A 25,560-nucleotide genomic window follows, 5' to 3' on the forward strand; every position below is an offset into this window, starting at 1 on the left:
CGGTGGCACAATCCGGGTCTGCTTGGACTACTGGAGCGCTCGGCATGCGGATACTCGTTATCGAAGATGACGCCGGCATTGCGGCCAACCTCTACGATTATCTCGAACACACAGGCTACGAAGTCGACCTGGCGTCGAACGGCCTCGCCGGCCTGCAGCTGGCCTTGTCGCAGCCGTGGGATGCCATCCTGCTCGACCTCTCGCTGCCCGGCATGGATGGCCTGGCGCTGTGCCGCAAGCTGCGCGAGGAAGCGCGCCGGGATACGCCCGTGCTGATGCTGACCGCCAAGGATACCCTCGACGACAAGCTCAGCGGATTCACGCATGGCGCCGACGACTACCTGGTCAAGCCGTTCTCGCTGAAGGAAGTCGGCGCGCGCCTGGGCGCGCTGATCAAGCGCTACAAGGGCCAGGTCGCACAGGGCATCTTGTGCTGCGCGGACGTCCGCCTGGATCTGGCCACGTTGACGGTCATGCGTGCCGGCCGTCAGCTCAAGCTGCCGCCGAAATGCCTGCAGCTGTTGCGTATCCTGATGCAGTCGCCGGCTCGCGTCTTCAGCCGGGTCGAACTCGAGACACAGGTGTGGGGCGAAGCACTTGGCGACAGCGATACGCTGCGGGCGCACGTCTACACGCTGCGCCGTGCGCTGACCGCCCCCGGCGAAACGAACCTCATCGAAACCGTGCACGGCCTGGGATACCGGTTCGTCGCAGGCCGTGCCGATGCGGAATAGCCTGCGCTTCAAGGTCGCGCTCGCCTTCTCGGCGGTGACGATCCTGCTGCTGATCGCCCAGGCGCTTGGCGTCAAGACGCTGGCGGAGGCACAGGAGGAGCGTCTGATCGACGCGCTGATCCAGGAGGACATCGGCAACCTGCTGCAGTCGTACCGCAGCGATCCGGCCCTGCTGCCGCCCTTCGATCGGCACATGAATGGCTATGTGTCGGGCGGCGCCCGGCAGCCGGTCGTGTTGCCGGCAGCGGTGAAGGATCTTCCGCTCGGCACGCATGAGATCCTCGTCGGCGGCCAGGAAATCCACGTTGCGGTCGCCCCGTTCGGCAACGCACGCTTGTACCGGGTCTACGATTTCGGCGCCTACGAGCAGCGCTTCAAGCAAGTCATCAACGCCCTCATGGCAGGCACCGGCGTCTTCGCCCTGCTGACGATCTGGCTTGCTTATGCCCTATCGGGCCTGCTGGTGCGTCAGGTGGGGGGGCTGGCCCGCCAGGTCAAGGCGCTCCGCCTTGGCGATGCGGCGTCGGTCAACCCCGGCCGGTATGACGAAGCCGAGGTGGCCGAACTGGCGAGCGCGTTCAATGCCTACCACCAGCGCATGTCCAGCATGGTGGAGCGCGAGAAGTCATTTACCGGGAACGTCAGCCATGAACTGCGCACCCCGCTGACCATCGTCAAGACCGGCTGCGAACTGCTCGATCAGGACGATTCGATCCGCGGCAAGTCCCGCGTACGGTTGCAGCAGATCGAACGCGCGGCCGACACGATGCGCGAGGTGATCGAAGCCCTGCTGATGCTGGCAAGAGAAGCGTCGGCCGAGCACCAGGAACCTGTGAATATGGCGGACATGGCCCGGACGGCGCTGGCGCCGTTCGCTGACAGCCTGGCCGCCAAAGATGTCGAAGCAATGGTCGACATCGATCCTGGCCAGCATGTCACGGCGAATCGTCCAGCCCTTGCCATCGTGCTCTCGAACCTGGTCGACAATGCGGTGCGCCATACGGCACAGGGCCACATCCGCTTCAGCTATGAGGACGGCAGGCTGGCGCTCGAGGATACCGGCGCGGGCATCTCCCCGCAGGCCTTGCCACATGTGTTCGAGCGCCTCTACCAGGCTGGGCCGGAAGAAGCCCGGGCAAGCGGTTGCGGCATTGGACTGGCGATCGTGAAACGGATCTGCGACCAGTATGGCTGGGCGATCGAACTGGACAGCGAACTCGGCCGTGGTACGCGCGCGTCACTTCGTTTCGCGCCCACCCCAGCATCGGACGCGTCTTGACAGAATCTTCACAACCGCTTGCTTAGCATGGGGCCAAGTGCCGCCGTGTCGGCGGCGCACCGATCGGATCGTGCCGCCTGCACGCCTGCACGCCTGCTGTTCGCCGGTCGCCTGCCCCATGTGTTGTGTCGACGAAACCTAACGAAACCCGTCCAGCGAAGTCGGATGACGCCGACGTCGCGGTGCGCTGCCGAGGCCTGAAGAAGGCTTTCGGCTCAGGCGATGCCCTGGCGCCAGCCCTGCGTGGCATCGACCTCGATATCCGCTACGGCGAACTGCTGATGCTGGTCGGCCCTTCCGGCAGCGGCAAGACCACGCTGCTGTCGATCATTGCCGGCATGCTCGATCGGGACGCCGGGCAATGCCTGGTCCTCGACCATGATTTCCAGCAGCTCGGCCCGGATGAGCGCGCACGCTTGCGAGGGGAGTCCATCGGGTTCGTGTTCCAGGCATTCAATCTGCTACGGACGCTCACGGTCGCCGAGAATGTTGCGGTGCCGCTGTTGATCCGGGGTACGCTGCGCAAGGAGGCCGTTGCCAAGGCGGAAGCCATGCTGGCAGCCGTCGGCTTGGATGAACGTGCGAATGCGCTGCCTGCACAGTTGAGCGGAGGCCAGCAACAGCGCGTCGCGATCGCCCGCGCGCTGATCCATGAGCCCAGGCTGATCGTCTGCGATGAGCCGACCAGCAATCTCGACCACGCTACCGGGCACCACGTCATGGCCTTGCTCCAGCATGAAGCAAGACGGCCCGGGCGCTCCCTCATCGTCGTCACGCACGACAACCGCATATTCGAGTTTGCCGACCGCATCGCGTACCTGGACGACGGCATGATCGTCAGTGTCGATGGCCCGGCGCTACCAGGAGCGTTGCAATGATCCGCAGGCACCTGCTGCCGGTACTCGCCGTGGCGGGGGTGATCGTCACGGTCATCGCCGTCGTCGTCGACAGCCGCCCGGCGGTCCCCAACGGTCCGGCAGTACCGCCTGCCAGGGCACCGTTTGCCACCCAGGTGGCGGGGACCGGCGTCATCGAGGCGAACGGTGGCAACATCGACGTCGGCACGCCTGTGCCCGGCATCGTTACCGACATCTATGTCAAATGGGGCGACCGTGTGAAGGCGGGTGACCGGCTCTTCAAGCTCGACGATCGCGATCTGCAAGCGCAGCTGCTCCCGGCGCTGGCCACGGAGAAGGAGGCGGCGGCAAGGGCCGCGCAGGCCAGCGGGCTGCTCAGGCTGGCCGAGAGTGTTCCGGATCCGCGCGCCATCAGCGTGGAGGAGCTGAGCAACCGCCGCTCGGCCGTGGCGATCAGCGCAGCCGTTCTCGCCGGGGCCAGGGCCCGGATCGCACAGATCCGGCTGGACATCGAGCGCCGGACGGTCTGCGCACTGACGCCGGGAAAGGTCCTGCAAGTCAACGTGCGGCCGGGCGAGTTCGCCCAGGACGCAGCGCCGGCCGCGCCCCTGATCGTGCTCGGCGACGACACCCGGCTCTATCTGCGCGTGGACATCGACGAGTTCGATGCGGGGCGGGTCCGGCCGGATGCGCCGGCGCAAGCCTTCGTCCGGGGCAATCCCGGCCTGCACACCGCGCTGCGGTTCGAACGAATCGAGCCATACGTCGTGCCTAAGACCACGCTGACCGGCCGCAGCACGGAGCGGACCGACGCGCGCGTGCTGCAGGTCATCTACAGCTTTGACCCGGCCTCGCTGCCGGGCACCTATGTCGGCCAGCAGGTCGATGTGTTCATCCAGGCGTCCGGGACGGCGTCTCCGGGGGCGCCGGCATCATGATGGCCAGGCACCGCCGCTGCCTTCCCGCGATGTTGTGCGCGGCCCTGTCCGCCTGCGCGGTGACGGCCGTGCCCACGCCGCCGGCGCCGGCCATGCCGGCACACTGGCACGAGGCGCCCGATAGCCACGCGTCGGCCACGCAGGCCGATGCGGCCTGGTGGACCACGTTCCACGACCAGGAGCTCGACCACCTGATCGAGCGCGCCCGGCAGTCCAACGTGGATCTCCAGCTCGCCCAGGCACGGTTGCGCGAGGCGCGTGCCAGGCGCACGATCGCAGGCGCCGCGCGGCTCCCGTCCATCGGCGCCGCAGCCTCCATGCGGCGCGAACAGGACAGCGAGAACGCACCGAACCCGCTGCTCGTGAAACGGGATGGCGAGATCGAGTCACCGGGCCAGCCGGAGAACCTGTTCCAGGCCGGCTTCGATGCGAAGTGGGAACTCGACCTGTTCGGCGCCACGCGCCGGGCCACCGAGGCGGCGCAGGCCGATCTCGATGCTGCTGCCTATGACCGTGGCGCCCTGCTTCTCTCGTTGCTCGCGGAAGTGTCGAGAAACTACATCGAGCTGCGCGGCATCGAGGCACAACGAGGTATCGCCCGCGCGAGCCTGGCAAGCCAGCAGGAGACGCTGGCGCTCATCCGCGCGCGTCGCGCCGGCGGCCTGGCCGCGGACCTCGACGCTGCCCGCGCCGAGGCTCAGGTCGAACGCACAGCCGCCCGGTTGCCCACGCTCGATATGGCGTACAAGAAGGCACTCTATCGCCTGGACGTGCTGGTCGGCGAGCCGCCCGGTACGTTGGCGGACGAGTTGCGCACGGAACGGCCGCTGGCCGCCCCGCCAGCCCTGCCAGCGCTGGGCCTGCCCTCGGACCTGCTGCGCCAGCGCCCCGACATCCGCAGTGCTGAACGCGCAGTGGCTGCAGCCGGCGCGCGGCTGGGGATGGCCAAGGCGGACCTCTATCCCAGGTTCACGCTGCTCGGCACGGTGGGGCTCGCCAGTGTGGCGGCAGGCAATCTCTTTTCCGGCGCCAGCGTGCTGTGGTCGGTCGGCCCGTCGATCACCTGGCCCATCCTGCGAGGGGGACAGGTGGTCGCCACCATCGAGGTGCGCGACGCCCAGCAGCAGCAGGCGCTGATCGTGTACCGCCGCGCGATCCTGCAAGGCATGGAGGATGCGGAGAACGCGATGGCCGGATACCGGCACGAGCAAGCGCGCCGGGCGGCTCTCGCCAGGACCGTCGACATGGAAGGACAAGCCGCCGCATTCGCCCAAGGGCGGTATCTGGGCGGCCTGGCCGACTTTCGCGAGGTGCTCGACGCGCAGCGCGCTCTCTTCCAGGCGCAAAGCGATCTGGCGTTAAGCGACACAGCCGTATCGCTCAGCCTGGTTGCCTTGTACAAGGCGCTTGGCGGCGGCTGGAACATGGACCCGCAAGGCGCGGGAGCGGCGCGGCCGCTGGACCAGGGAGGCGAGCCGAGGTGATCTACATTGCCGTCAGGATGCTGCTGGGAGATCGGGCCAAGTATGCCGGGCTGATTGCCGGCATCACGTTCACATCGTTCCTGGTCACCTTCGCCGCCTCGTATTTCACGGGCTTCATGACGCAGGGCTTCGCGCTCATCAGCGAGAACGGCGCGGCCGACGTCTGGGTGATGGAGCCGGCGGTGGAAGCCGTGGAGCAGACGACCAATATGTCCTGGGTGGCACTGGACCGCGTGCGCAGCGTGCAGGGCGTGGCGTCAGCGGTGCCGCTGGTCGTGGGTACGGTTCAGGCGCGCCTGCCGGGCGGACGGGTCCAGCCCTTCCAGGTCATCGGTGTCGACGATGCCTCACTGCCCGGCATTCCACCCCTGCGCGACGGCCTCTCGCCCATGGCGCTGCGCGCGCCGGACGCGGTGGTCGTCGATGCCGGCGGCACGACCGACAAACTGGAGACCCCCGTCGACAAGGCAGACCAATGGCCGTTCGCCCACCCCCATCTTCAAGCGCCGGCACGGGAACTCGCCGCGGGGGACGAACTGCTCGTCAACGACCGCCGTGTGCTGGTGGCAGGACGCTCCGACGGCCTGCCAAGGTATCCGCCCCGGCCATTGTTCTACACCACGCTGAGCCATGCCTTGCGCATCCTGCCTCCCGAGCGGCGGCAGCTTACGTTCGTCCTCGTGCGGGCGGCCAACGGCGTCGCGGCCCGGGGACTAGCGACACGCATCGAGGCGCAGACCGGCCTGCGGGCGCAGTCCTCGGCGGACTTCAAGGCCAGTACCGTGCGCTGGATCCTGGCCAACTCGGAAGACGTCGGCGACATCGCCGCCATGCTCACCTTGGCGATGTCGGTAGGCTTCGGCGTGACCGGCATCATGCTCTACATGTTTACCCAGGAGAATCTGCGCCAGTACGCTGTACTCAGCGCGATGGGCACGACGGCTCGGACGTTGCTCTCGATGATCTTCGCGCAGGCGGGACTGTGCGCATTGATCGGTACCGGTCTGGGCATCGGCCTCTGCAGCATGCTCGGCAGCCTCGCGGCCAATGCTGGCTTCCCCTTCCGCATCATGTGGTTCACGCCGCTGTTCGGCGCCCTGATGGTGCTCGTGGTCAGCCTCGTCGCGGCGGCACTCAGTGCGCGAACGGTGTTGAAACTGCAGCCCATGGTGGTCTTCTCGGGGCGCTGAGTGCCGGATTCCGGGCGCGGTGGCGGCAAGGGAAGAACCAACCGCCCCACCGGGTCACCGCCACGGCTCCGGGACACAAGCGCGGCGCGGGCGGCCATTCGCCACTGGCTCACGACCGTCCAGCTCGCTCGCGAGGATTGGGCGCGATTCGCAATGATGCCCGGCGGCAGCTCGCGCGTGTCGGAGGTGCGCCGGAACCCGGCTGTCAGATGCGGATCTGCCCTGCGGGTTCACGGCGGCGAAAGCGTTCAGTCGTCATCGTCGTCGTGCCAGTGACGCCGTCCGCGCTGGCGCTCCCGCCATTCGTGCTCCCTCCACCGCTGCTCGCGCCACTGGCGCTCTCTCCAAGCGCGAGCCTGCCACGCGTCATCGTAGTAGGCCGGAGCCGCGACGACGGGCGCCGGTTGGACGATGACCGGGGCCGGTTCGTAGTATTCGGGCGGCGGGGCGACAAATACTGGCGCCGGCAAGCCGATGCCGATGCCGACATCCACCCGCGCCTCAGCCATGTTGGAGCCCAGCGCCGTAACGCCGACCAGAAGCACAAGTGCTGCAGCCTTCCGCATGATTTCTCTCCTTTCGTCTCTTGCAGAGACTTTAGGTGAGCACGGCTCGGCCGTGTATTAGCGAATCCGCACAGCGGTGACTTTCTGTAACGCGACGTCGTGGTGCCAGTTGCGCGGCCGGCTGGGCGCGCCGGCACGGCCGGGCTCCTGCAGTCGAAGCGAGCCCGGAATAGGGGCTTGCGAGGGCTTGCGAGGGCTCGCGACGTCCTCGCGTCCAGATAGCGGCGCAGATAAGTGGTTGCATCGATACCAGGACGAGAATGCCCGGGGAAAAACGCATGGCTGGATTTGCGACTAGACTTAATCAAAAGACAAAGTTCATGGCCACTGACAAGTGGTGAAAGGAGTTCAAACGCGAGCGAAATGGTCTGGGCGACCCTTTCTTGCCGGCAGCAGCCGGAATCCCTGGGGAAGTGTCGGTTACGAATCAAGGATTCGCGCTTGATGGCGGGTCGAGCAGCGTGGAATGGGTGCCAAGGCGGATTACCGGATTACCGGCTTACTTTGGATGCCGGCCGCATGACTGCAGGTTGAAGCCAATTCAACGCGTGCCGCATCGGCAACATTGATGACGGGATTCACTTGATATGGCAGGGGGTAAGCCATGAGCACGATTCGCACTGTCGCGATGGCTGCTTCGGCGCTGATTTCTATAACGGGATGCACCGGAACTCCAACTGCGACCTACTACGACGACATCTATACCTCCGGATATGATTCCGGGATTCCCGGAAATACTGAAATCGCCGGGTATGATTCCGCAATCCCAGGGGATGCCTACACCTATTATGGATATCCGGACTGCAGGTATCCATATGACGGATACGATTATTATTACCTCCATTGCGGATACCCCTATTACCCCGGGTATTACTATGGCGCCGCCACCTTCCTCGATTCCGTGTTCATTGTGGACTTCCATCGCGCGCGGCATCACCGGTTTCATCACGGATTCCCGGACCGTGGCACGGGCTTCGCCAGCAGTCCGGGCATGAACCCGGGTGGCAGGCCGGGTAGGGTTCCTGGCGGCGGTCAGGCAATGCGCCCCGGTGGCGGTTCCGGCATGGGTTCCGGTCGCGGCAGTCCGGGCATGTTCAGTCGAAACAGTCGGCCCATGGAAATCGGTTCTGGTCCGAGCATGGTTCATGCGGGCCGTCCGGAGACGTTCGCCGGCCATGGTCAGGCCATGGTCCCTGGTAGCAGTTCAGCCGTGGTCCACGTGGGTGGTCCGGTTGCGTTCCCCGACCGTGGTCGGACTCCATCCCCCGGTGGCGGTTCGGCGATGAGTCGTGGCAATGTTGCAGGTATCGGCCACGGTGGCGGTGGCGGTGGCGGTCGAGGTATGGCACGCGGCGGATTCGGTGGGATGTCCAATGGAGGCGGCCATTAGCCCTCTGAACCGTGCCGGACGTCGAACCGTTGGAACGCCTGAAGATCCTGGTCCGCGTGCTCACCTCCAGCGCCGGCAGCCGACCCAACGGATGACGCCATCACCTGATCCGGAAGGGATGACCGCCACGTCGTCGTGGGTCGCGACCACGTCGATCAGCTCGTCCTCCAGCGTGGAATTGCTGTAGATGGTGGCGTGGGTGGGCGCATGCATCGCGATGGTTGTCGCCACGCCTTGCAGCGAGAGTTCAGGCGCCCGTGTTCCCCTGGCGCCGCAGCACGGCATGCGTGGCCTTTTCCGACGCCACGAACTCAACGCATCCGTAGCCCAGCGCCCGCAAGTCGACCCCTTCGAGCAGCGATTCTCCCCGGCCCAGCAGGACCGGCGCGATCGCGATGTGCAGTTCATCAATGAGGCCCTCGCGAAGATACTGCCGGATCGTGTCCGGCCCGCCGCCGATCCGCACGTCCATGCCGGCCGCGGCCTCGCGTGCGCGGTCGAGCGCTGCGCGGATGCCTTCCGTGATGAAGTGGAACGTCGTGCCGCCCTCCATCTCGATGGAAGGACGAGCATGATGGGTCAAGACGAAGACCGGCACGTGATACGGTGGACGATCTCCCCACCAGCCTTTCCAGCTGGTGTCCGGCCAGTCCCCGCGAATGGGCCCGAACATATTCCTTCCAAGAATCCAGGCCCCGACATCCTGGAAGCCACGGGCGGCGAAATCATCGTCGATCCCGGTCGTACCGCCGTCCTTGCCGAACAAGGCCTGCTGGAACGTACGAGTCGGAACCAGCCACTGGTGCAGTTCCGTCCCGCCAATGCCGAGCGGGTGGTCTATGTCCTGATCCGGACCGGCCCCGTAGCCGTCGAGCGAGAGGGTGAAGCCGTCAACGCGAACGCGTGCCATCGTTTGCCTCCGTCTGGACGCCTGACAGGTGGTCGACGGACGCCGACGTCCGGTCATGCGTGTTGCCAGCAGGGAAAGGTCGTGCCGCGCGCAGGCTTCTGGCTTCCCGGCGAGTCCCCTCCGAGCCGTCTCGATACTACTGTAGTTGCTGGAATGCTCGATGGGGACGGCCATTCGTCACATGACGCTCGCCACGGCTTGATCAGGATGCGCGGCATTCCCCGCCCGTCAGGGCGGGGAAGGATCGCGCGACGGTGATGCGCGCAGCCTTTCCCCGGAGCTCCTTGATGAACCTTTTTGCTTCTTTGCCGAATTCCGGGGCGGGGTGCACGTCTCGAAACGACCAGCTGAAGCCACGGACAGGGGGCTCCATCCGCCCCGCTGCCCCGCTGCCCCGCAGGGCCACCTAGAACTTCAATATCTCCCCCGCCGAATCCAGGATCCGGGCGGAAGACCGCTGGGCACCGCGCACGATGCGGTTCACGTCGTACGCCAGCAGACGTCCGTGCCGTTTGATCAGTCGCCCGTCGACCAGCACTGTGTCGACATTGCTGGTGGTGCCGCTCTGCACAATGGCCGTTTCGATATTGCCGATCGGCCAGATGTTCAGGTCCTTGGCCCGCACCAGGATGATGTCCGCGCGCTTGCCCTCGGTAATGGATCCGGTAATGTCGCCGATCCCCATGGCAACGGCCCCGTTGATCGTCGCCATTTCGATCACCTCTTGCACGCTGATGGCAGACGCCCGCTCGCTTGGCGTGCCGGCCCATGGCACCCCGAGATTCCAGGTGAAACGCATCATTTCGAACATATCCGGCGGGGCGATCGAGGTCGCGTCGCTGGACAATGAAATGGTCAGCCCGGCGGCGCGCATCGCGAACAGGGCGGCGCGGGCATCGCCCGTGCTGCTGAGCCGGAGTTCGGAATGTGTCGCGAACGAAAGCGGCGTCTTCGTACGTGCCATCGCCGCCAGGTCTTCGGTGGTCGCGGGGATGTAGTGCGCGATCATGAAATCCGGGCCGAGGTAGCCCCGCCTCTCGTAGTCGACGCCATCGACGTTGTTGGGGGACTCCTGCGGCGCATGGATGGCTACGGGAAGTCCGCTCGCCTTGACGAATTTCATTTCCTCGTGGAAGACCGCATCGGTACTTTGCTGCGGGCCGCGCAGGTTCAGTCCCAGATGAACCAGTCCGTCGAACGGGGAATCGGCACCGAACCATTCGCGCCGGACGCGCGCAAGATCGTGGTACCGGTTGACCTCATCCACCGGTAGCTTGTCGATGTGCCCGTATGAGTAACGTGCGCGCAGCAGCGAGTGTTGGTGCGCGCGCAGCTCGGCGTCTGCGTGGGCCGGAGAGCGGGTATTGTGCGACCAGTTGTGCACGGTGGTGGTCCCGCCGTTCACCAGTTCGGCGCACGCGAGAAGTACGCTGTTATAGAAGTCCTCGGGCGTGTACAGGCCTGACGTGGCGCTCTTGGCGGGGTAGTAGGAAAAGCCACCGTTGCGCGCGGTGAAGCTGCGTCCGATCGCGCTCCACATGTGGTAGTGCGAGTTGACGAAGCCGGGCATCACGATCATGTCGGTGGCATCGATCAACTGCGCACCTGGCACGCTCAATCCCCGGCCGATCCGTTCGATCACACCGTTCCGGATCAAGATGTCCGCCCGTGGCAGGACGCCCTGGTTCCGGTCAACCGTGATGACCATCCCATTCTTGATCAGGTAGGTGCCGCGACGGACCGCAGGCGCCGCCGATGGCGTGCCCGCCCGCGCCGGAGCGGCGAGCGAGGGTATCCCGGTGCTTGCCAGGGCGATCATTGCGCCCGCAGCCTTGGTGAATGCTCTTCTGGTGGTTCTCATATTGGTTTCCCGGTTCGACGCGGATGACAGGAGAGTCGGTGTTGTCAATGCGACTTGATAAAGAAGGCAATGGTCATGGCCAGTCCCGTCAGGACCACGAAGCCGCGCACCACGGCCGGCGGCAATCGCCGCGCCATCGCGCCGCCGAAATACCCGCCGGCGGTGGCGCCGGCGGCCATCCATAGGGCGTGCGTCCAGGCGATGGCACCGCTCGCCGCATAGATGGCGACGGCCATCAGCGTCAGGATCACGGAGACGAAGTTCTTGATGCCATTCATCCGGCTCAAGTCGGTATGCCCGAGCGCGCTGAGAGCCGCCAGCAGCAAGATGCCGAGACCGCCGTTGAAATAGCCGCCATAGATCGCGATCGCAACGATGCCGATGTCCGCGCCCCGGTCGCGCCGGGCATCCGCCGCGGGGCGCCCTCGGCGCACGAGCCTTGGCCCGCAGGCAAAGAGAAGGGTCGCGGCCAGCAGCAGCCAAGGCACGATGCGGCCGAAGGCGCTGTTCGATGTCGACAACAGCAAGGCCGCGCCTGCCGCCCCGCCCAGCACTGACAACACCCCCATGCGAAGCAGCGAGGGCGACATCGGCCCGGACAGTTCCTTGCGCAGGGCCCAGGCACCCGCCACGTAGCCGGGCAGGAGCGCGGCAGTCCCCGTGGCATTGGCAGATACCAGCGGCACGCCGACCATCGCCAAGGCCGGCAGCGTCAGGAAGCTGCCGCCGCCTGCCACGGCATTCAGCGTGCCGGCCAGGGTCGCGGCGCCTCCGAGCAATACCCAATCCGCCGGCGTCATGGCTGGCGCACGCGCAGAGACATGCGATCGGTCCGCAGAGACATGGCGAGAGCGATCCCGACCACCGATAGCAAGGTGATCTGCAGGAAGCCGGCCGCGCTCCAGCCAAAGCGTGCCGCGATGCCGCCGATGATGTAACCGGCGAATGCGCCGGCGCCGTAGAGTGTGGTCACGAAGACACCGGTCGCGCGGTTCGTCAGCGAGGCGCGCACGGACTTGATGTGGTATCCGGCCAGGTTCACGTACAGCACGCCACTCACCACCAGCCCCCAGGCAAAGGACAGCACCGATTGGACCAGCATGCCCGTCGGCCCCGAGAACAGGAGGACGCCGAGCAAGCCGGCCCCTGCGAAGCTCAGCGACAGCACCAGTTTGGGATGAAAGCGGTCGCCGAGCCAGCCGCCGAAGATGGAGGCGAACACCCCGCCTCCGAAAATGCTCATGACCCGGCCGGTGTCGGCGGGCGTGTAGTGCAGATGCTCACGCAGATAAGTGGGATACATGCCGAGGTAGCCATAGATGCACAGTCCGCCGATGATGCTCATCCCGGTCAGCAGTACCGTGTTCCGGTTCCACATCGTCGTGGCACCGCGGGTGTCGATGCGCGTGTCGATGGTGCCGGCCTTCTCGGTCATGCGCTGGCTCACGGCCACCGCGATCAACGCCATCGCGGCAAATCCGGCCAGGCCGAACACGATCAGCGGCAAGCGCCAGTTGCGCTCGAAGCCGATCAGGTGCCCGCCGAGCAGCGGCCCCACGATGGCGCCGACACCGAAGGAGAAGTTGATGGCACCGACCGCAGTCGCGCGGAAGCGCGCGAAATAGCTCGCCGCGATGGCGATCACCACGGTCAGTTGCATCGCCTCGCCGATACCGGTGGCAGCGCGGTACACGATCATGTCGCCGAAGCCGCTCGAATAGGCAGTCAGCAGCGTGGCCAGCGAGAACACCGCGATACCGAGCTGCAGCACGGCCTTGCGCGACCAGCGCGCCAGCAGGTATCCCGTCGGCACCCCCGCCAGCGCCATGCCAAGCGTGAAGATGGTCGAGAGCAGGCCGGTGTCGGCGAGGCCGAAGCCGAACTCCCTGCGCACATCCGCGGCGATCAGCGGAAAGATCTGCCGGTCCATCGCATTGAGCGCGTAAGAGGCGAGCAGCACGAGAAACATGCCGATCTCCAGGGCTGTGACGGGCGTTTCGCTGCGCCCCTCACCGGGCAGCGGATTGGCCGATGTCGCGGAATTCACTTGGTGTCTCCTTCTCGTCAAGCGAGATTGTTCTGGATTGCCCGGACTCAGGCCGGGCTCAGGCCGGACTCGGGCCGGACTCGGGCGGCTATCGTTCGATTCGCGCTGCCTTGTACCAATCGAGGATCTGCTCCCCGGTCAGGAAGGCGACGTCCTCGCGTGCCCGGATGTGTGCCAGCGCCTCCCGGAAGTAGCGCAGGCGGTGTGGCGCACCCATGATATACGGATGCACGACCAGTGCCATCACGCGGGCCGAGTGCTTCGCGTCGGCGTAGAGCTGCTCGAACTGGTCGATCGCGCGGTCGCGATACTCGCTGGCCTTGTGATGCTGGATCAGCATCATCGCCACGTCATTGCACTCCTGCGTATAGGGCACGTTCACGATGCGGCCACCATCGCGCGTCTTCAGCTCCACGGGCTGGTCGTCGAGCACCCAGTCGCAGACATACTCGTAGCCTTGCTCTGCCAGGATGTCCGGCGTGTGCCAGGTTTCCGTGAGTCCCGGGCCAAGCCAGCCGCGCGGGCGCTTGCCGGTATAGGCACGGATCGCTTCGGTGGTCTTCGCGATGTCGATCGTTTCGTCGGGCACCTTCTGCATATTGCGCTGCCCGAAGCCATGGCCGATGAACTCCCAGTTGCGCGCCTTGGCCGCCCTGGCGATCGGCTCGTACGCCTGGATGGCCGAGCCATTGATGGCCAGCGTCGCGCCGATCCCCAGTTCGTCGATGACGTCCAGCATGCGCCAGAAGCCGACGCGGTTGCCGTACTCGTGCCAGGCCCAGTTCGGGATATCGGGCATCGGAGAGCCACCGGCGGGAGGCGTCAGCACCGTGCGCGGCATGGTCTCGTTGATATCCCACTCCTCGACATTGACAATCACCCAGACAGCCAGGCGCTTGCCGCCCGGCAACGCCAAGGCGGGACGCTCTGAAATGGCTGAATACGAAATGCGCTCAAGCGGCTTCATGGTGTGCTCCTGGTGTGCTCCGTTGGCTGGGGACTCAGACAATCTCGACCTGCAAGGGGGCGAGTCCTTCGATGCGTCCGCTGAGCCTGTCACCGCGCTGCACCGCGCCGACGCCTTCCGGTGTGCCGGTGAAGATCAGGTCGCCCGGAAGCAGCCGGTATTGCCTGGACAGCTCGCTGACGATCTCGTGGACGTTCCAGATCATCTTTTCGAGCAGGGAGTCCTGTCGCACCGTCCCGTTCACCGCAAGGCTGAGTGTCCCCGAACGGAGATGGCCGACCTGCGCCGCGGGATGGATGGGGCCGCACGGCGCCGAATGGTCGAACGACTTCCCCAGCTCCCACGGCAGGCCGCGCTTATTGCATTCGCGCTGGCGGTCCCGCCGTGTCATATCCAGGCCCGCGGCGTAGCCGAAGACATGGTCCAGCGCCGCGTCGGGCGATACGTTCACCGCTTCGCTGCCGATGGCGATCACCAGCTCGAATTCGAACTGAAAATCGTCGGTGAACGTGGGATAAGGGACACGCCCATCCGTGACAATGGCATCGGCCGGTTTCTGGAAGAAGAATGGCGGGTCGCGCTCGTCGCCCTCTCCCATCTCCCTGATATGGGCAAGATAATTGCGTCCCACGCAATAGATGCGCCGCACCTGGAAGCGTTGGTCACTGCCGACAATATCCAGGAAGGTCGGGGTAACGCGCGGGAGTCCGGTCGACTGCGCGATGTTGTCTGCACTGGCACTAGGCATAGGGATTGTCTCTTAGTAAGATGTTCTGACGGAGTGGCTGGTCCGCTGAATCATTGAAATGGGAGTTGAAGGACATGTCTTGCGGGAATCAGCGCCAGGCGCAAAGCGCAGCCATAGCCCGGCTATGGCGAGCATTTGCAACGACGCGATGAGCCCGCATGGCATGTCAGGCACCGACCGATTTCAGTGATTCGGTGGACTAGAGTTTAGAGTTGAGGTCATCCGCTCTCAATGCACAGGTTTGCGAAAAGATGTGCAATCCTTGCGATCCTTTGTCCGGCGGTTTCCCCATGCACCAGGCGCATCCCTCGAACGACCCGCTGCCCCCCCTGCACCACAGCGGCGAAAAGCGCGCGGCCATCCGGAACTACACCATGGCCACCCGGGCGCAGAGCGCCTATTTCGGTATCCACAATCAGAGCAATTGCCTGCCCAATCCGGTAGCGCACCGTCACGAATACTTCCAGATCTACGTCAACCTGCGAGGCGAGACGACTCACTACATCGGGGACCAGCAGCGATCGATTCGCCCCGGCACGGTCAGCTTCGTGCTGCCGTTCGTGGTTCACTACATTCCAAATCAGGCGGACGGCCAGTTCTACGTCATCAACATCAGCAAGGAATACCTGCTGCCGTCGCTTGATCTTGACGTTTTCGCCTTATCGGATGTGCCACTCGCACACGCACCGGAACTCGCCCCCTTCCGCTTCCAGCATTGCCTGGATTTCCAGTTCGATGATCTGGACACACAGTCCCTGCAGGCGCTTTGCGAGCGCATGGCACTCGAGGCGCAGCAATCGTCGAGCGACGACACGGCCAGCAGCCTGCTGATCCGCAGCCACCTGCTCAACCTGATCGGCATGGTATGGCGACGCCATGGCGACAAGATCCGTGCTTGCGAGGCCAACGGCCGGCATCTGCAGCCGTACAAGCAATCCGTGCTTCGCTGCATGCGCTATATCACGGACAACCTCGCCGGGGAGTTGACCCTGGGCGACGCAGCCCAGGTCAGCCATGTGTCCGCCACCCATCTGGCCCACCTGCTGAAGAATGAAACCGGGAAGACCTTTCTGGAACTGGTGACGGAAAGACGCATTGAGCGGGCGAAGAGCCTGCTGGTTTTCACATCCGCCTCCGCCGCGGAAATCGGGCAAAGCACGGGGTTCGGCGAGCCGAATAACTTTGCCAGGCGCTTCCGTCAGATCGTAGGGTCGACGCCATTGGCTTTTCGACGCCAATTCCAGAACGTCGGCGCGCGCACCTGGGTTGAGTAGCCCCCCGGCAGGCGACTGCCGGGCTGCCTGCGGAGCCGTGCAGCATCCCGCGGACACAGCTTAAGCTCCTGCCCCGGCCTGCCGATATCCAGATGCCGGAATTTCCGCTTATCGTGATCGGCATGGAATACCGGCAACCATCACGCTTTGCAAGCCGTCATTGACGCTGCTTGCATGCGCCCCATGCATTTCGACAATGCCTTAGCCGGACGCCATGACATTCACCAAGACAGATATCGCTCTCGCCGAGGTCTATTTCCCCATCCTCGTAGACTGCGCCATCAGGCGCCAGACCATCACGTACAAGAACCTCGTCGGGCAGGCCCAGGGCCGACACCCTTCGCTGATCGAGGTACAGAACGCCATACCCGTCTCGACGGGCAGGCGGCTCGACGTGGTCAAGTACTTCTGCGAAACGCTCGGCTTGCCGGACCTGGCCGGCCTCGTGGTGAACGGACAAACGGACGAACCCGGTGGCCGATACGATAAGCGGCACATCGCCGTCGAAGTCCAGCAGGAAGCCTTCGATTTCGATTGGCACAGCAAATCGCCCGAATTCGCGACGTACATCGTGGCGCAGAGAAAGCTCGTCACGCCTCTGGTCAAGCGCAAGCCAGAAGAGGCGGGAAAACTCCGTTATGCCTATTACATCGCGCACAAGGACGAGCTGCCCGCCAACATTGCGGATTTCCGCAATGCGATTGACTCGCTACTGGTCGAGGGATACGAGCCGGAAGATGCATTCGAAATTGCCCGCACAGGATCCGCGACGACCGTCGATTCACCCGCGGATCGGTGAAGCCTTGGCCTGGACCGGCCCCGGCCGGGAAAACCGGTCTCGGCCGACTCCAGCAGCCCGGGAGAATGTCGGGAAGCTCTGGATAGATGCCCTCTATCATGGGCGCAAGGCGCTGGCGCTGCTTCGAGGCGTCATGTCCCGGGCTTCTTCGAGAAGCCATTTCGCGAACGCCTGCAAGGGCGTCTCGCACAGTTCGATCGGCTCGGGAAGAACGAGGCAGAAGTTCTTGGTGATCGCTTTGCCGTCTGGCCAGGGCGCGACCAAACGGCCTTGTTCCAGCTCCGCCCCGATATAAAGACGCGGCACCAATGCGACCCCCAGGCCGGCCAGGGCCGCCTCGATCAGCATGGAATGGAGATCGTAGCGCGGGCCAACTGCCGGATTGGTGAGCACGATCCCTGACTCCTGCGCATAAACCTGCCAGGCATCCGGATTCTGTCGCCGGTGAAGCCGTGGCAGCGCGTCCAGCGACGTGTCGGCGCCCGCATCTGCGAGGAACGCCGGGCTGCAGACGGGCACGAGCACCTCCTCCAGCAGGTGATGGCGATGCATGCCCGCCCATGCCGGATGCTCGAAATGAATGGCCGCGTCGAAACCGCTGCCGGCAAGAAGGAAGGGTTCCAGACGTTCGGCGATATGCACGGTGATGTTCGGATGCGCCGCCTGGAAACGCTTCAGCCGCGGGATCAGCCAACGGGTGGCGAAGGTCGGAACGGCGGCGATATCGATGCTCGCCCCCTCGCTGGGCTGCCCCATCAGATACAGGGAGTCCCGCTCCAGCCGATCCAGGGTTTCACGAACCTGCGCCGCGTAGCGCGTGCCGTTGGGTGCAAGCCGTACCCGATTGCCAATCCGCTCGAACAGTGCGACGCCCAGGAACTCCTCCAAGCGACCGATCTGACGGCTGATCGCACCCTCGGTACGTGCCAGCTCCTCGGCGGCGCGGGCGAAGCTGCCGTGCCGAGCCGCCGCCTCGAAAGCCAGGAGCGCGGAACTGCTTGGAATCTTGCGTCGCATTGAGGTCTCGCCAATCGCCAATCGGATGGGCCCACGCCCAGCTTGAGCAAACATCACTGAAGGATGACGTTTTCTCGATTTCAATGCGTGAAATATAAGGCTAGCCTTACATCACTGCAATGAACATCGATCATGGCAGATCGATGGGCTTCCGTCACGAAGGACAACCCGATGCCCGACACCATGGAACATAGCTTTGCCGGTCCCGACAGCGAAGCCGAATGGAACGGCTTCTATCGCCGCGAAAGGCTGCCGCCCTCACGATAAGGCAGCGACTGACACGCTCCCACGCCCCCCCCCCCTCGACAGCACAGGAAAAACTGGCCTGCGATGCCAAACATTGCTTTCTATCTCGATGCGGAGAAAACACCGTCTGACGAGAGCCTTGCCGGGCTTTCCGACGATTGCATCGAACTCTGTACGAATGTCCTTGAAGCTGAACTCAAGAACGTTCACATCATCTACGTCAATATCCGGGGCGGACATGGACACCCCATCTTCGCGGAAATCCGATATCGCCTTGAAACGTTTCGTACTCCGACGGTAATGAACCGATTCATGGAAGCCCTGGACGACGCCATCATTCGCCGCACTGGTCTCACGGCGCGCATCCGTTGTTTTGGCTATGCCGCGCCGAGCATTCATGCCAGAAACTGACAGGCTTCGAGAAGAACAATGTCCGCATCCTGCTTTCCGAGTCAGCAAGCCGGTGACTTCACGATTACCGCCATCAGCGACGGCTATCTCACCGCCAGCCTCGACTTCCTTTCCAATATCGACAGCGCCGAGGCGTCCAGAATGCAGCGCGATGCAGGACAGAAGGAACCCTCTGCTGTGCATATCAACTGCTATGTGGTGCGCGGAGCGGGCCGCACGGTGCTGATCGACGGCGGGGCTGGCGGGATCAAGCAATGGGGCGGCCGACTGCAGGCCAATCTATCGCTTGCCGGCATCGAACCCGCCACCATCGACGCCATCCTGCTCACTCACGCCCACCCCGATCATGTCGGCGGGCTGGTGGATACGGCCGGACACATGGCCTTTCCGAACGCGGAGCTTGTCGCGCATCGGCAGGAAATCAAGTTCTGGCGGGATGACGGAAACCTGGCTCGCGCCAGTGAGCGGGCCCGCGGCAACTTCGCGATAGCGCGCCAGGTGTTCGACGCCTACAGCGGCCGACTCCGTACGTTCGATGCGGGCGAAGTCCTGCCCGGTATCAGGGCGATGCCGCTACCGGGGCACACAGACGGACACACCGGGTATCTCCTCGAATCGAGTGACCAGGGTGTGCTCGTCTGGGGGGATATCGTTCATTTCCCTCACATCCAGATTGAACGGCCAGACGTATCGATTGCATTCGATCAGGAGCCGTCCCTGGCGGCCTCCACCCGATCGCGGCTTCTGGACGTGGTCAGTTCGGAAGGGCTTTTGATCGCCGGTATGCACTTGGGCGAGCCGGGTTTCGCGCGGATACAGCGATCCGGACGGCTGTACGGCCTCCATTATGAGACCGCAGCATGAGGCGGTGGGCAAGTGGCCGGCCACGCGGTGAAAAAAGCGTTGTGAAGCTTCGAGATTGGCAACGGTGGCCCGATGTGGTCGATCCCCGTTGTCGTGGCGGATGTCCTCTCACTCCGTCCTGTCCGTCCGGCAGGAGAGCGATGGTAGCAATGTGCCGGTGCAGGCGCAGAGCGGATGTGTGGCCGGAGCGGCCCCAGAGCGGCCGTGCTGGATTTGATAGCAGGCGCGGCCTATCCTTTTCTCGGATCGGCGCCGGCGGCCGGGCAGCCGGCGAATCTTCCAGGCATTGGAGCCCCGGCAGCGAACCTGCCCGCCGCCATGACATGACATGACATGACAACGGACAGCCTCCGCGCAGCCAGTGCATCACCGGACAGGAGGCGATCAAATGGATGCTTCGCAATGGCGGCGGGCCCTCGTGGAGCTCTCCGGCCTGGCCTTGGCCGGATCGATGGCGTTGGTGCAAGCGGCCCCGGTCTCGTTCACCGTGGCGCTCAGCGGGACGCAGGAGGTGCCTCCTGTCCAGACCAAGGGAAGCGGCTCCGCCAATCTTACCTTCGACCCCGGCACCCGGGTCATCACCTGGACCATCACGCTCAGCGACCTGTCCAGCGAGCCCACCATGGCGCATTTCCATGGGCCGGCCACGCCCGGCAAGAACGCCGACGTGAAAGTCTGGATTTCCAGGAAGGACGCAGCGCTCACCAGCCCCTTGCAGGGCCAGGCCACGCTGTCCCCGGCTGACGCGCAGGAGCTTCTTACCGGCAAGATGTACATCAACGTGCATACCAAGGCGCATCCGGCCGGCGAGATCCGCGGCCAGGTGCTGCCGCCGCAGGGACCTTGACGCCTGCAGCACATCCCACAGGATCACGTGGAGCATCTGGATCGCGTTGGCGATCGAGACGGGAACCCGCCAAGATTGCAGCCAGGAGCACCGTAACGCCATCCGGAGGATGCACCTCGCCGGGACGAATTCCGCCTGGCCCGTCACGGCAGATAAGGGGCAAAAACAAGAGGCACCGGGATATCGTCCCGTTGGCTTTGGCGGCACGCAGGCAGTAATCTTCCGTACTGGATATCGAAGCCGGGCAAAGCCCCGGCCGCCGTATGGCGGCTTGGACTGCGCAGGCCGCGTATCCGGATGAAGCCCCCTGCGTCGCGCATCGGGGGCAGTACGGTCAACCGACGATTGGAATAGAGGAGCCGGGCCGATGGAAAGCACCAGCGCAGTCGTGGCGGCGGCAGTCGCCTTCGTGGGCAGCCACTTTCTCCTGTCCCATCCGCTGCGCAAGAGCCTGGTCGGCGCCATCGGCGAAGCCGGATTCCAGGGCGTCTATTCGCTGGTGGCGGCCGGGACGCTCGGCTGGTTGATCGTGGCCTACCGGCGCGCGCCCCTGACGGCACCGCTATGGCCGGTCGGAAGCGGACTCTGGGCGCTGGCGAGCGTGCTCATGCTGATCGCCGCGGTCCTGCTGATGGGTTCGCTGATCCGCAACCCGGCGCTTCCCACCGGCGGCCGGCCCGGCCCGTTCCCGGAGACGGCGCACGGCGTGTTCGCGGTGACGCGCCACCCGATGATGTGGTCGTTCGCCCTGTGGGGGCTGTGCCACATCGCGGTGTTCCCGGTGGCCAAGAGCATCATCGTGGCGGCCGCCATCATCGTCCTCGCGCTGGTCGGCTCGGCCCTGCAGGACCGCAAGAAGGAACGGCTCCAGCCCGACCTCTGGCCCGCCTGGGAATCGAAGACGAGCTACCTGCCGTTCGCGGCGATCGCGGCCGGCCGCGCGCGGCTCGGCGGCTTCGGCCTGCACGCGCTGCTGGGCGGCCTAGTCGTTTGGCTCGCGGCATCCTGGGCCCATCTCCCGCTGGCCGGCACGGCCGCGGGCATCTGGCGCTGGCTGTAGCCGCAGAAGCGGACGCCACGGCCGCGGTCGGCGGGAGCGACGCCGGTGCGCCTGCCGCTCAGCGCAGGTCGCGGAAGCGGCTCGGGCTCATGCCCACATGGCGCCGGAAGGCTGCCGAGAAGTGGCTCAGGTTCTTGAAGCCGCAACGCCGGGCGATGTCCAGCACAGGCGTATCGGGTTCATCGCGGAGCAGGGTACGCGCCCGCTCGAAGCGCAGGGCGGTGATGTAGCGGTGCGGCGTCTGGCCGAACGAGGCGTGGAAGATCCGCAGGAAATGGTCCTTCGACATGCAGGCGACCTGGGCCAGGTCCTGCAGGCGGATGTCTTCGTGCAGCCGCTCGGCGAACACTTCGGCAAGCTTGCGCATGACGCTCTGCCGCAGCGTGCCGCCGTGCGCACCGCGGTGCCTTCCGGCATCCGGGCCGTCCAGGCTGTAGCGTTGCACGAGGTGCCGGACCAGCAGCGCCTGGATCTGGTCGAGCACCAGGGACTCGGTGCGCATGCCGTCGGTGGCGTTGGTGGGCGACTCGCTCGCCAGCATGCGGAAGAAGCCGTCGAGCCAGGGGTCGGTGACGGCGAAGAACGCGTCGATCTCGGGGCAGGCGTCCTGCTCCAGGGTGTCGCGGGAGAACTCTTCGAACACCGAGTGGGGCAGGTAGAGATGCAGGACCTGGGTAGGGCCGCCGACGCGCCATTCGGTATCCGAGGCACGCGGCATGAAGGTGAGCGCGCCGATGCGCGAGCGGAATCCGGTCACCAGGCCATGCCGGCGGCGCTCGACATCCGTGTTGCCGGAGAGGTGGTAGACCAGCACATGGTCCGCGTTGCCATGCAGCCTGGCCTCGCAGGGCGGATGGTTCCAGCGCGCGCCGAAGATGGTGCCGCTATGGCTCGCCAGCAGGCGTTCGGGCCCCCGCCCGGTCTCCCGGGCAATGATCTCCAGGGCGGTTCTGTTTGCTTCCATGGCGGGGGTCTCCTGTCTTCCTGGCTCCAGGCCTTGTTTTGCTGCCATTCTAGGGAGTCGGGCCTGCAAAAAAATAGGGCGTTGTGCGGATATCGCGATCATTCCGGCGGGCAGCGTCCGGATGCCCGCCGGGGTACCCGCCCGGTCCCGCGCCAGGCACCGGCTGTGCAAGGATCGCAACTTGTTCCGATATCGCGCAGATGTTCATCCCCGGCGCTCTCCAGCGTCGCCTGGCTGATAGATTGGCTCGCGCCATCCCCCGCGGATGGCCACGACGATCCCAATCCAGGAGACATTGCCTTGACCCTTTCGACCCCCGTGCCGGAGCCGGCCTCCGCCTCCTCCGCCAAGCTGACGGCCCGCCTTGGCCGCGACTTCATCGATGCCGACGCGATCCCCTGGACGCCCTGGGTGATGGCCGGCACCTATTTCAAGCTGCTGGCGGTAAACGAACTGAGCGGTGGCTTCACCATGCTGCTCAAGGTCGACGCCGGCACCAAGGCCCCGGTGCACGCGCACCTGGGGTCGGCGGAAGCCTTCCTGCTGGAAGGCGGCTTCTACTACGACGCCGACGATCCCGGCCAGGCCGGCTGCTACACCTACGAAGCCGGAGGCGCGGTGCATGAACCCGTCTCGCCGCAAGGCTGCATCATGTTCGCGGTCAGCCATGGCCCGCTGGGCGGCTGCGATGCGCAGGGACAGGTCAATGCGGTGGTGGATTGCCGCACCATGCTGGCCCTGGCCGAGGCCAACGGCACGGCCGGCCATGTCGTACGCGTGACGTCCGCGCACTGAAGGCGAACGCTGGCGCCGCTTGTCCCTTGCGGCTTGCTGCTTGGCGCTTGACGCTTGCCTGGCGGGGCGGGCCGCACCGCTGCCCGCCCCGCCCCTTTCGCGAACCGCTCGACCAGCAGGCATGCAAGCGCCCGACGGCAGCCATGCAGACAAGAGACAGAAGACAAAAGACAGGAGGCAGGTGATGGCAGGAACACTGCAGTCCCGGGTGGTGGTGGTGACCGGCGCCGGGGCCGGCATCGGCGCGGCGGCCGCGCAGACGATGGCGCGCGAGGGCGCCCGCGTGGTGGTCAGCGATATCGACGCGGCGGCCGCGGAGGACACCGCGCACCGCATCGCGCAGGCCGGCGGCGAAGCCGTCGCCATGGGCGTGGACGTATCGCGGCCGGAGCAGATCGACGCCCTGCTCGAACTGGCGCTGCGGCACTACCGGCGCCTCGACGGCGCCTTCAACAATGCCGGCATTCCCGGCCCGGGCGTGCCGCTCGCACAACATGACGAGGCGCACTTCGATGCCTTGCTGGCCGTCAACCTGAAGGCGGTGTGGTACGGCATGAAGCGCCAGATCGAGATCATGCTGCCCGGCGGCGGCGGCGCCATCGTCAATACGGCCTCGGTGGGCGGCCTGGTCGGCAAGCCCGGCCTGTCCGTCTATTGCGCCACCAAGCACGCGGTGCTGGGCCTGACCAAGACCGCCGCCCTGGAGTACGGCAGCCGCGGCATCCGGGTCAATGCCGTCTGTCCCGGCGTGGTGCGCACGCGCATGGTCGACATGGTGATCGCCGCCCAGCCGGAGACCGAGAGCACCTGGGGCACGCTGCAGCCCATCGGGCGCTTCGGCACGCCGGAGGAGATCGGCGAGGCGGTGGCATGGCTGATGTCGCCGCGCGCCTCGCTGGTTCATGGCCACGCGCTGGTGGCCGACGGAGGCTTGACGGCGGCCTAGGCGGGCCGGCCGCCATCGTCGCGGCCGCCGGCGCGAACTGCGCGGCGGCCGCGACGGTCAGCGCGCTACCGGTGCACGTGCGCGGCCACCCCATCGCGCTCGGCCATCTCGAGCATCAGCTTGTAGTCGACGATGCCGGCGATGCTGCCGTCACCCGCAAGGCCGGCGATCGGGCCGTCGAACACGCAGAACAACACGCAGCCGTTGGCCGTGCGGGGCTGGTGGATGTCGCCGGCCGGCTCGAAGATGTAGTCGCCGGGCCGGCCGATGTCATCGGTGTCGTAGCAGATGTCCCCTTCCATCACCAGCACTTCGATGGCGCCGAGGTGATGGTGGATCGGCGCTTCCACCCCGGGCTTCACCTTGAGCAGGCAGGTGAAGCCGCCGTTGCGGCCGTTCACGCTCAGCAGCTTGTAGTCGACGCCATCCATCACCCACGGCTTCCAGGGGATGGGGCCGAGTCTCTGGAAGCGTGGATAGGGCAAGGTGATCCTGGCGCGGGCGCCGGCATTGTCGTCGCAGGCGGCGGCGTCGCTCAGCAAGGTACTCATGCGGTTGTCTCCTATGTGGTGGTGGGCAGGGAAAACGGGGACCGGCACAGGCCGGTGGTCCGTCACCATCATAGGGAGTGCGCTCGCTCACGCGAGCAGGGTGCGCGACAAGATCACGACAACTGCAAAGCACCGCGTTTTCGACAGCGCCGGCGCCACCACGGCGGCAGCCGCTGCAGCCACGGCAGACGCGGCGGGCCCCTGCGTTGCGCCCGCCATGCCGGTCGGCCGGACCGCGCGCAGCAGGGCGATCAGGCCGCTGGCATCGCGCTGGACCAGCGCGTGGCGGCAAGCCATGCGCCGCGGATCTTGCGCCGCATGGCCCCGCTTCACCACGAAGCCGCATCAAGCTGGATCAAGCCGCCTCACCCCCGCCCCGGCGGCTCCCCCCCCTCCTCCACGAAGCGCCGCACCGCCCCAGGCCGCGCGACGCGATGGCCTGCAGCGCCGGCCTGACCTCGGTGATCACGAGCGGCACGACTCCTACCGTCCCGGCCTCCCGGCGTCCCGGCCATGCTCCTCGGAGGACCGGCAGACGGAAAGGGCAGCATCGCCGAAATCGCGATAACGAGAACCGATCACCAGATCCGCGCGCCCGAGGGAAATCACCGATGCGCGTCCACCCTCCATATAAATAGCATACCAACCATCCGCCTACGATCAATGACAACCGGACGACGGGAGGCATTGTATGCGGTTCAGATGGCACCTCCCGTCCATGGCCAGCCTGGCGGATTGCACCGGTAATGCCTTGGCGGCAGCACTCCGGCCTGCATGACGCGGGGTCTGCCATGCATCGGGACCGTCTTTCGGCA

At 65.5% G+C, this 25,560-nt stretch carries 27 protein-coding genes; 15 read left to right on the top strand and 12 right to left on the bottom strand.

The window, feature by feature from the left end:
• The first annotated feature begins 44 nt into the window (after positions 1-44).
• The 6 genes from BKK81_RS19940 to BKK81_RS19965 all read left to right on the top strand — a co-directional run bounded on the left by BKK81_RS19940 (position 45) and on the right by BKK81_RS19965 (position 6,482).
• On the top strand, positions 45-734 hold the full coding sequence (locus tag BKK81_RS19940) for a response regulator transcription factor (RefSeq protein WP_071017068.1): 690 nt from the start codon (positions 45-47) through the stop codon (positions 732-734).
• A complete protein-coding gene (locus tag BKK81_RS19945; protein WP_071017070.1) occupies positions 724-2,013 on the top strand; it encodes a sensor histidine kinase in 1,290 nt (429 codons plus the stop codon). The genes BKK81_RS19940 and BKK81_RS19945 overlap by 11 nt, the downstream gene beginning before the upstream one ends.
• A 125-nt stretch (positions 2,014-2,138) precedes the next feature.
• A complete protein-coding gene (locus BKK81_RS19950) occupies positions 2,139-2,891 on the top strand; it encodes an ABC transporter ATP-binding protein (RefSeq protein ID WP_197524027.1) in 753 nt (250 codons plus the stop codon).
• Positions 2,888-3,808, top strand: a complete 921-nt coding sequence (locus tag BKK81_RS19955; RefSeq protein WP_071017073.1) for an efflux RND transporter periplasmic adaptor subunit — start codon at positions 2,888-2,890, stop codon at positions 3,806-3,808. Before BKK81_RS19950 ends, BKK81_RS19955 begins: the two co-directional genes overlap by 4 nt.
• A complete protein-coding gene (locus tag BKK81_RS19960) occupies positions 3,805-5,292 on the top strand; it encodes an efflux transporter outer membrane subunit (RefSeq protein ID WP_071071223.1) in 1,488 nt (495 codons plus the stop codon). Before BKK81_RS19955 ends, BKK81_RS19960 begins: the two co-directional genes overlap by 4 nt.
• Entirely contained in the window at positions 5,289-6,482 is a 1,194-nt protein-coding gene (locus BKK81_RS19965; RefSeq protein ID WP_156811403.1) for an ABC transporter permease, read from the top strand. Before BKK81_RS19960 ends, BKK81_RS19965 begins: the two co-directional genes overlap by 4 nt.
• A 248-nt stretch (positions 6,483-6,730) precedes the next feature.
• Here the strand turns inward: BKK81_RS19965 and BKK81_RS19970 are convergent, their stop codons facing one another.
• Positions 6,731-7,048, bottom strand: coding sequence for a hypothetical protein (locus tag BKK81_RS19970; protein ID WP_071017076.1), 318 nt, complete (start codon positions 7,046-7,048; stop codon positions 6,731-6,733).
• Between the two features lie 604 nt (positions 7,049-7,652).
• On the opposite strand from BKK81_RS19970, the gene BKK81_RS35530 reads away from it, so the two are divergent.
• Positions 7,653-8,438: a hypothetical protein gene (locus BKK81_RS35530; protein ID WP_156811404.1), complete on the top strand. Its 786-nt coding sequence runs from the start codon at positions 7,653-7,655 to the stop codon at positions 8,436-8,438.
• A 60-nt stretch (positions 8,439-8,498) separates the two neighbouring features.
• Here the strand turns inward: BKK81_RS35530 and BKK81_RS35535 are convergent, their stop codons facing one another.
• The 7 genes from BKK81_RS35535 to BKK81_RS20000 form a co-directional block, all read right to left on the bottom strand.
• Entirely contained in the window at positions 8,499-8,669 is a 171-nt protein-coding gene (locus BKK81_RS35535; RefSeq protein WP_156811405.1) for a hypothetical protein, read from the bottom strand.
• A 16-nt stretch (positions 8,670-8,685) separates the two neighbouring features.
• Entirely contained in the window at positions 8,686-9,348 is a 663-nt protein-coding gene (locus BKK81_RS19975; protein ID WP_071017078.1) for a dihydrofolate reductase family protein, read from the bottom strand.
• Between the two features lie 406 nt (positions 9,349-9,754).
• Positions 9,755-11,209: an amidohydrolase family protein gene (locus BKK81_RS19980; RefSeq protein WP_071017079.1), complete on the bottom strand. Its 1,455-nt coding sequence runs from the start codon at positions 11,207-11,209 to the stop codon at positions 9,755-9,757.
• 44 nt (positions 11,210-11,253) lie between these two features.
• Positions 11,254-12,009, bottom strand: coding sequence for a sulfite exporter TauE/SafE family protein (locus tag BKK81_RS19985; RefSeq protein WP_071017081.1), 756 nt, complete (start codon positions 12,007-12,009; stop codon positions 11,254-11,256).
• Positions 12,006-13,256: an MFS transporter gene (locus tag BKK81_RS19990; RefSeq protein ID WP_071017082.1), complete on the bottom strand. Its 1,251-nt coding sequence runs from the start codon at positions 13,254-13,256 to the stop codon at positions 12,006-12,008. The genes BKK81_RS19985 and BKK81_RS19990 overlap by 4 nt, the downstream gene beginning before the upstream one ends.
• An 88-nt stretch (positions 13,257-13,344) precedes the next feature.
• Entirely contained in the window at positions 13,345-14,223 is an 879-nt protein-coding gene (locus tag BKK81_RS19995; protein ID WP_071017084.1) for a polysaccharide deacetylase family protein, read from the bottom strand.
• 34 nt (positions 14,224-14,257) lie between these two features.
• The gene (locus BKK81_RS20000; protein ID WP_083384293.1) at positions 14,258-14,971 is read right to left on the bottom strand and encodes a fumarylacetoacetate hydrolase family protein; all 714 of its coding nucleotides are present in this window, start codon (positions 14,969-14,971) and stop codon (positions 14,258-14,260) included.
• Between the two features lie 290 nt (positions 14,972-15,261).
• Here BKK81_RS20000 and BKK81_RS20005 point away from each other — a divergent pair, with 290 nt between their 5' ends.
• A complete protein-coding gene (locus BKK81_RS20005; protein WP_083384294.1) occupies positions 15,262-16,245 on the top strand; it encodes a helix-turn-helix transcriptional regulator in 984 nt (327 codons plus the stop codon).
• Between the two features lie 214 nt (positions 16,246-16,459).
• Positions 16,460-17,044, top strand: coding sequence for a hypothetical protein (locus tag BKK81_RS20010; protein WP_071017085.1), 585 nt, complete (start codon positions 16,460-16,462; stop codon positions 17,042-17,044).
• A 96-nt stretch (positions 17,045-17,140) separates the two neighbouring features.
• Here the strand turns inward: BKK81_RS20010 and BKK81_RS20015 are convergent, their stop codons facing one another.
• Positions 17,141-18,061, bottom strand: coding sequence for a LysR substrate-binding domain-containing protein (locus BKK81_RS20015; RefSeq protein WP_071017087.1), 921 nt, complete (start codon positions 18,059-18,061; stop codon positions 17,141-17,143).
• Between the two features lie 330 nt (positions 18,062-18,391).
• Here BKK81_RS20015 and BKK81_RS34535 point away from each other — a divergent pair, with 330 nt between their 5' ends.
• From BKK81_RS34535 to BKK81_RS20030, 4 genes are all read left to right on the top strand, one after another.
• Entirely contained in the window at positions 18,392-18,718 is a 327-nt protein-coding gene (locus BKK81_RS34535; RefSeq protein WP_083384295.1) for a hypothetical protein, read from the top strand.
• 18 nt (positions 18,719-18,736) lie between these two features.
• The gene (locus tag BKK81_RS20020; protein ID WP_071017089.1) at positions 18,737-19,582 is read left to right on the top strand and encodes an MBL fold metallo-hydrolase; all 846 of its coding nucleotides are present in this window, start codon (positions 18,737-18,739) and stop codon (positions 19,580-19,582) included.
• Between the two features lie 388 nt (positions 19,583-19,970).
• Positions 19,971-20,429, top strand: a complete 459-nt coding sequence (locus BKK81_RS20025; RefSeq protein WP_071017091.1) for a CHRD domain-containing protein — start codon at positions 19,971-19,973, stop codon at positions 20,427-20,429.
• A 367-nt stretch (positions 20,430-20,796) separates the two neighbouring features.
• Positions 20,797-21,489: an NnrU family protein gene (locus BKK81_RS20030; protein ID WP_071017093.1), complete on the top strand. Its 693-nt coding sequence runs from the start codon at positions 20,797-20,799 to the stop codon at positions 21,487-21,489.
• Positions 21,490-21,547: 58 nt separating this feature from the next.
• Here BKK81_RS20030 and BKK81_RS20035 read toward each other — a convergent pair whose 3' ends face one another.
• Positions 21,548-22,453, bottom strand: a complete 906-nt coding sequence (locus BKK81_RS20035) for a helix-turn-helix transcriptional regulator (RefSeq protein ID WP_071017094.1) — start codon at positions 22,451-22,453, stop codon at positions 21,548-21,550.
• Positions 22,454-22,753: 300 nt separating this feature from the next.
• Here BKK81_RS20035 and BKK81_RS36075 point away from each other — a divergent pair, with 300 nt between their 5' ends.
• Positions 22,754-23,248, top strand: coding sequence for a 2,4'-dihydroxyacetophenone dioxygenase family protein (locus BKK81_RS36075; protein ID WP_197524028.1), 495 nt, complete (start codon positions 22,754-22,756; stop codon positions 23,246-23,248).
• Positions 23,249-23,432: 184 nt separating this feature from the next.
• Positions 23,433-24,194 (top strand): glucose 1-dehydrogenase, encoded by a 762-nt coding sequence (locus BKK81_RS20045; protein ID WP_071017097.1) that lies wholly within the window; start codon positions 23,433-23,435, stop codon positions 24,192-24,194.
• Positions 24,195-24,259: 65 nt separating this feature from the next.
• Here the strand turns inward: BKK81_RS20045 and BKK81_RS20050 are convergent, their stop codons facing one another.
• Complete coding sequence (locus BKK81_RS20050; RefSeq protein WP_071017099.1) at positions 24,260-24,745, bottom strand: 2,4'-dihydroxyacetophenone dioxygenase family protein; 486 nt, start codon at positions 24,743-24,745, stop codon at positions 24,260-24,262.
• An 87-nt stretch (positions 24,746-24,832) separates the two neighbouring features.
• On the bottom strand, positions 24,833-25,042 hold the full coding sequence (locus tag BKK81_RS20055) for a hypothetical protein (RefSeq protein ID WP_156811406.1): 210 nt from the start codon (positions 25,040-25,042) through the stop codon (positions 24,833-24,835).
• Between the last annotated feature and the right edge of the window lie 518 nt (positions 25,043-25,560).

The sequence above is a fragment of the Cupriavidus sp. USMAHM13 genome (assembly GCF_001854285.1).
GTDB lineage: Bacteria > Pseudomonadota > Gammaproteobacteria > Burkholderiales > Burkholderiaceae > Cupriavidus > Cupriavidus malaysiensis.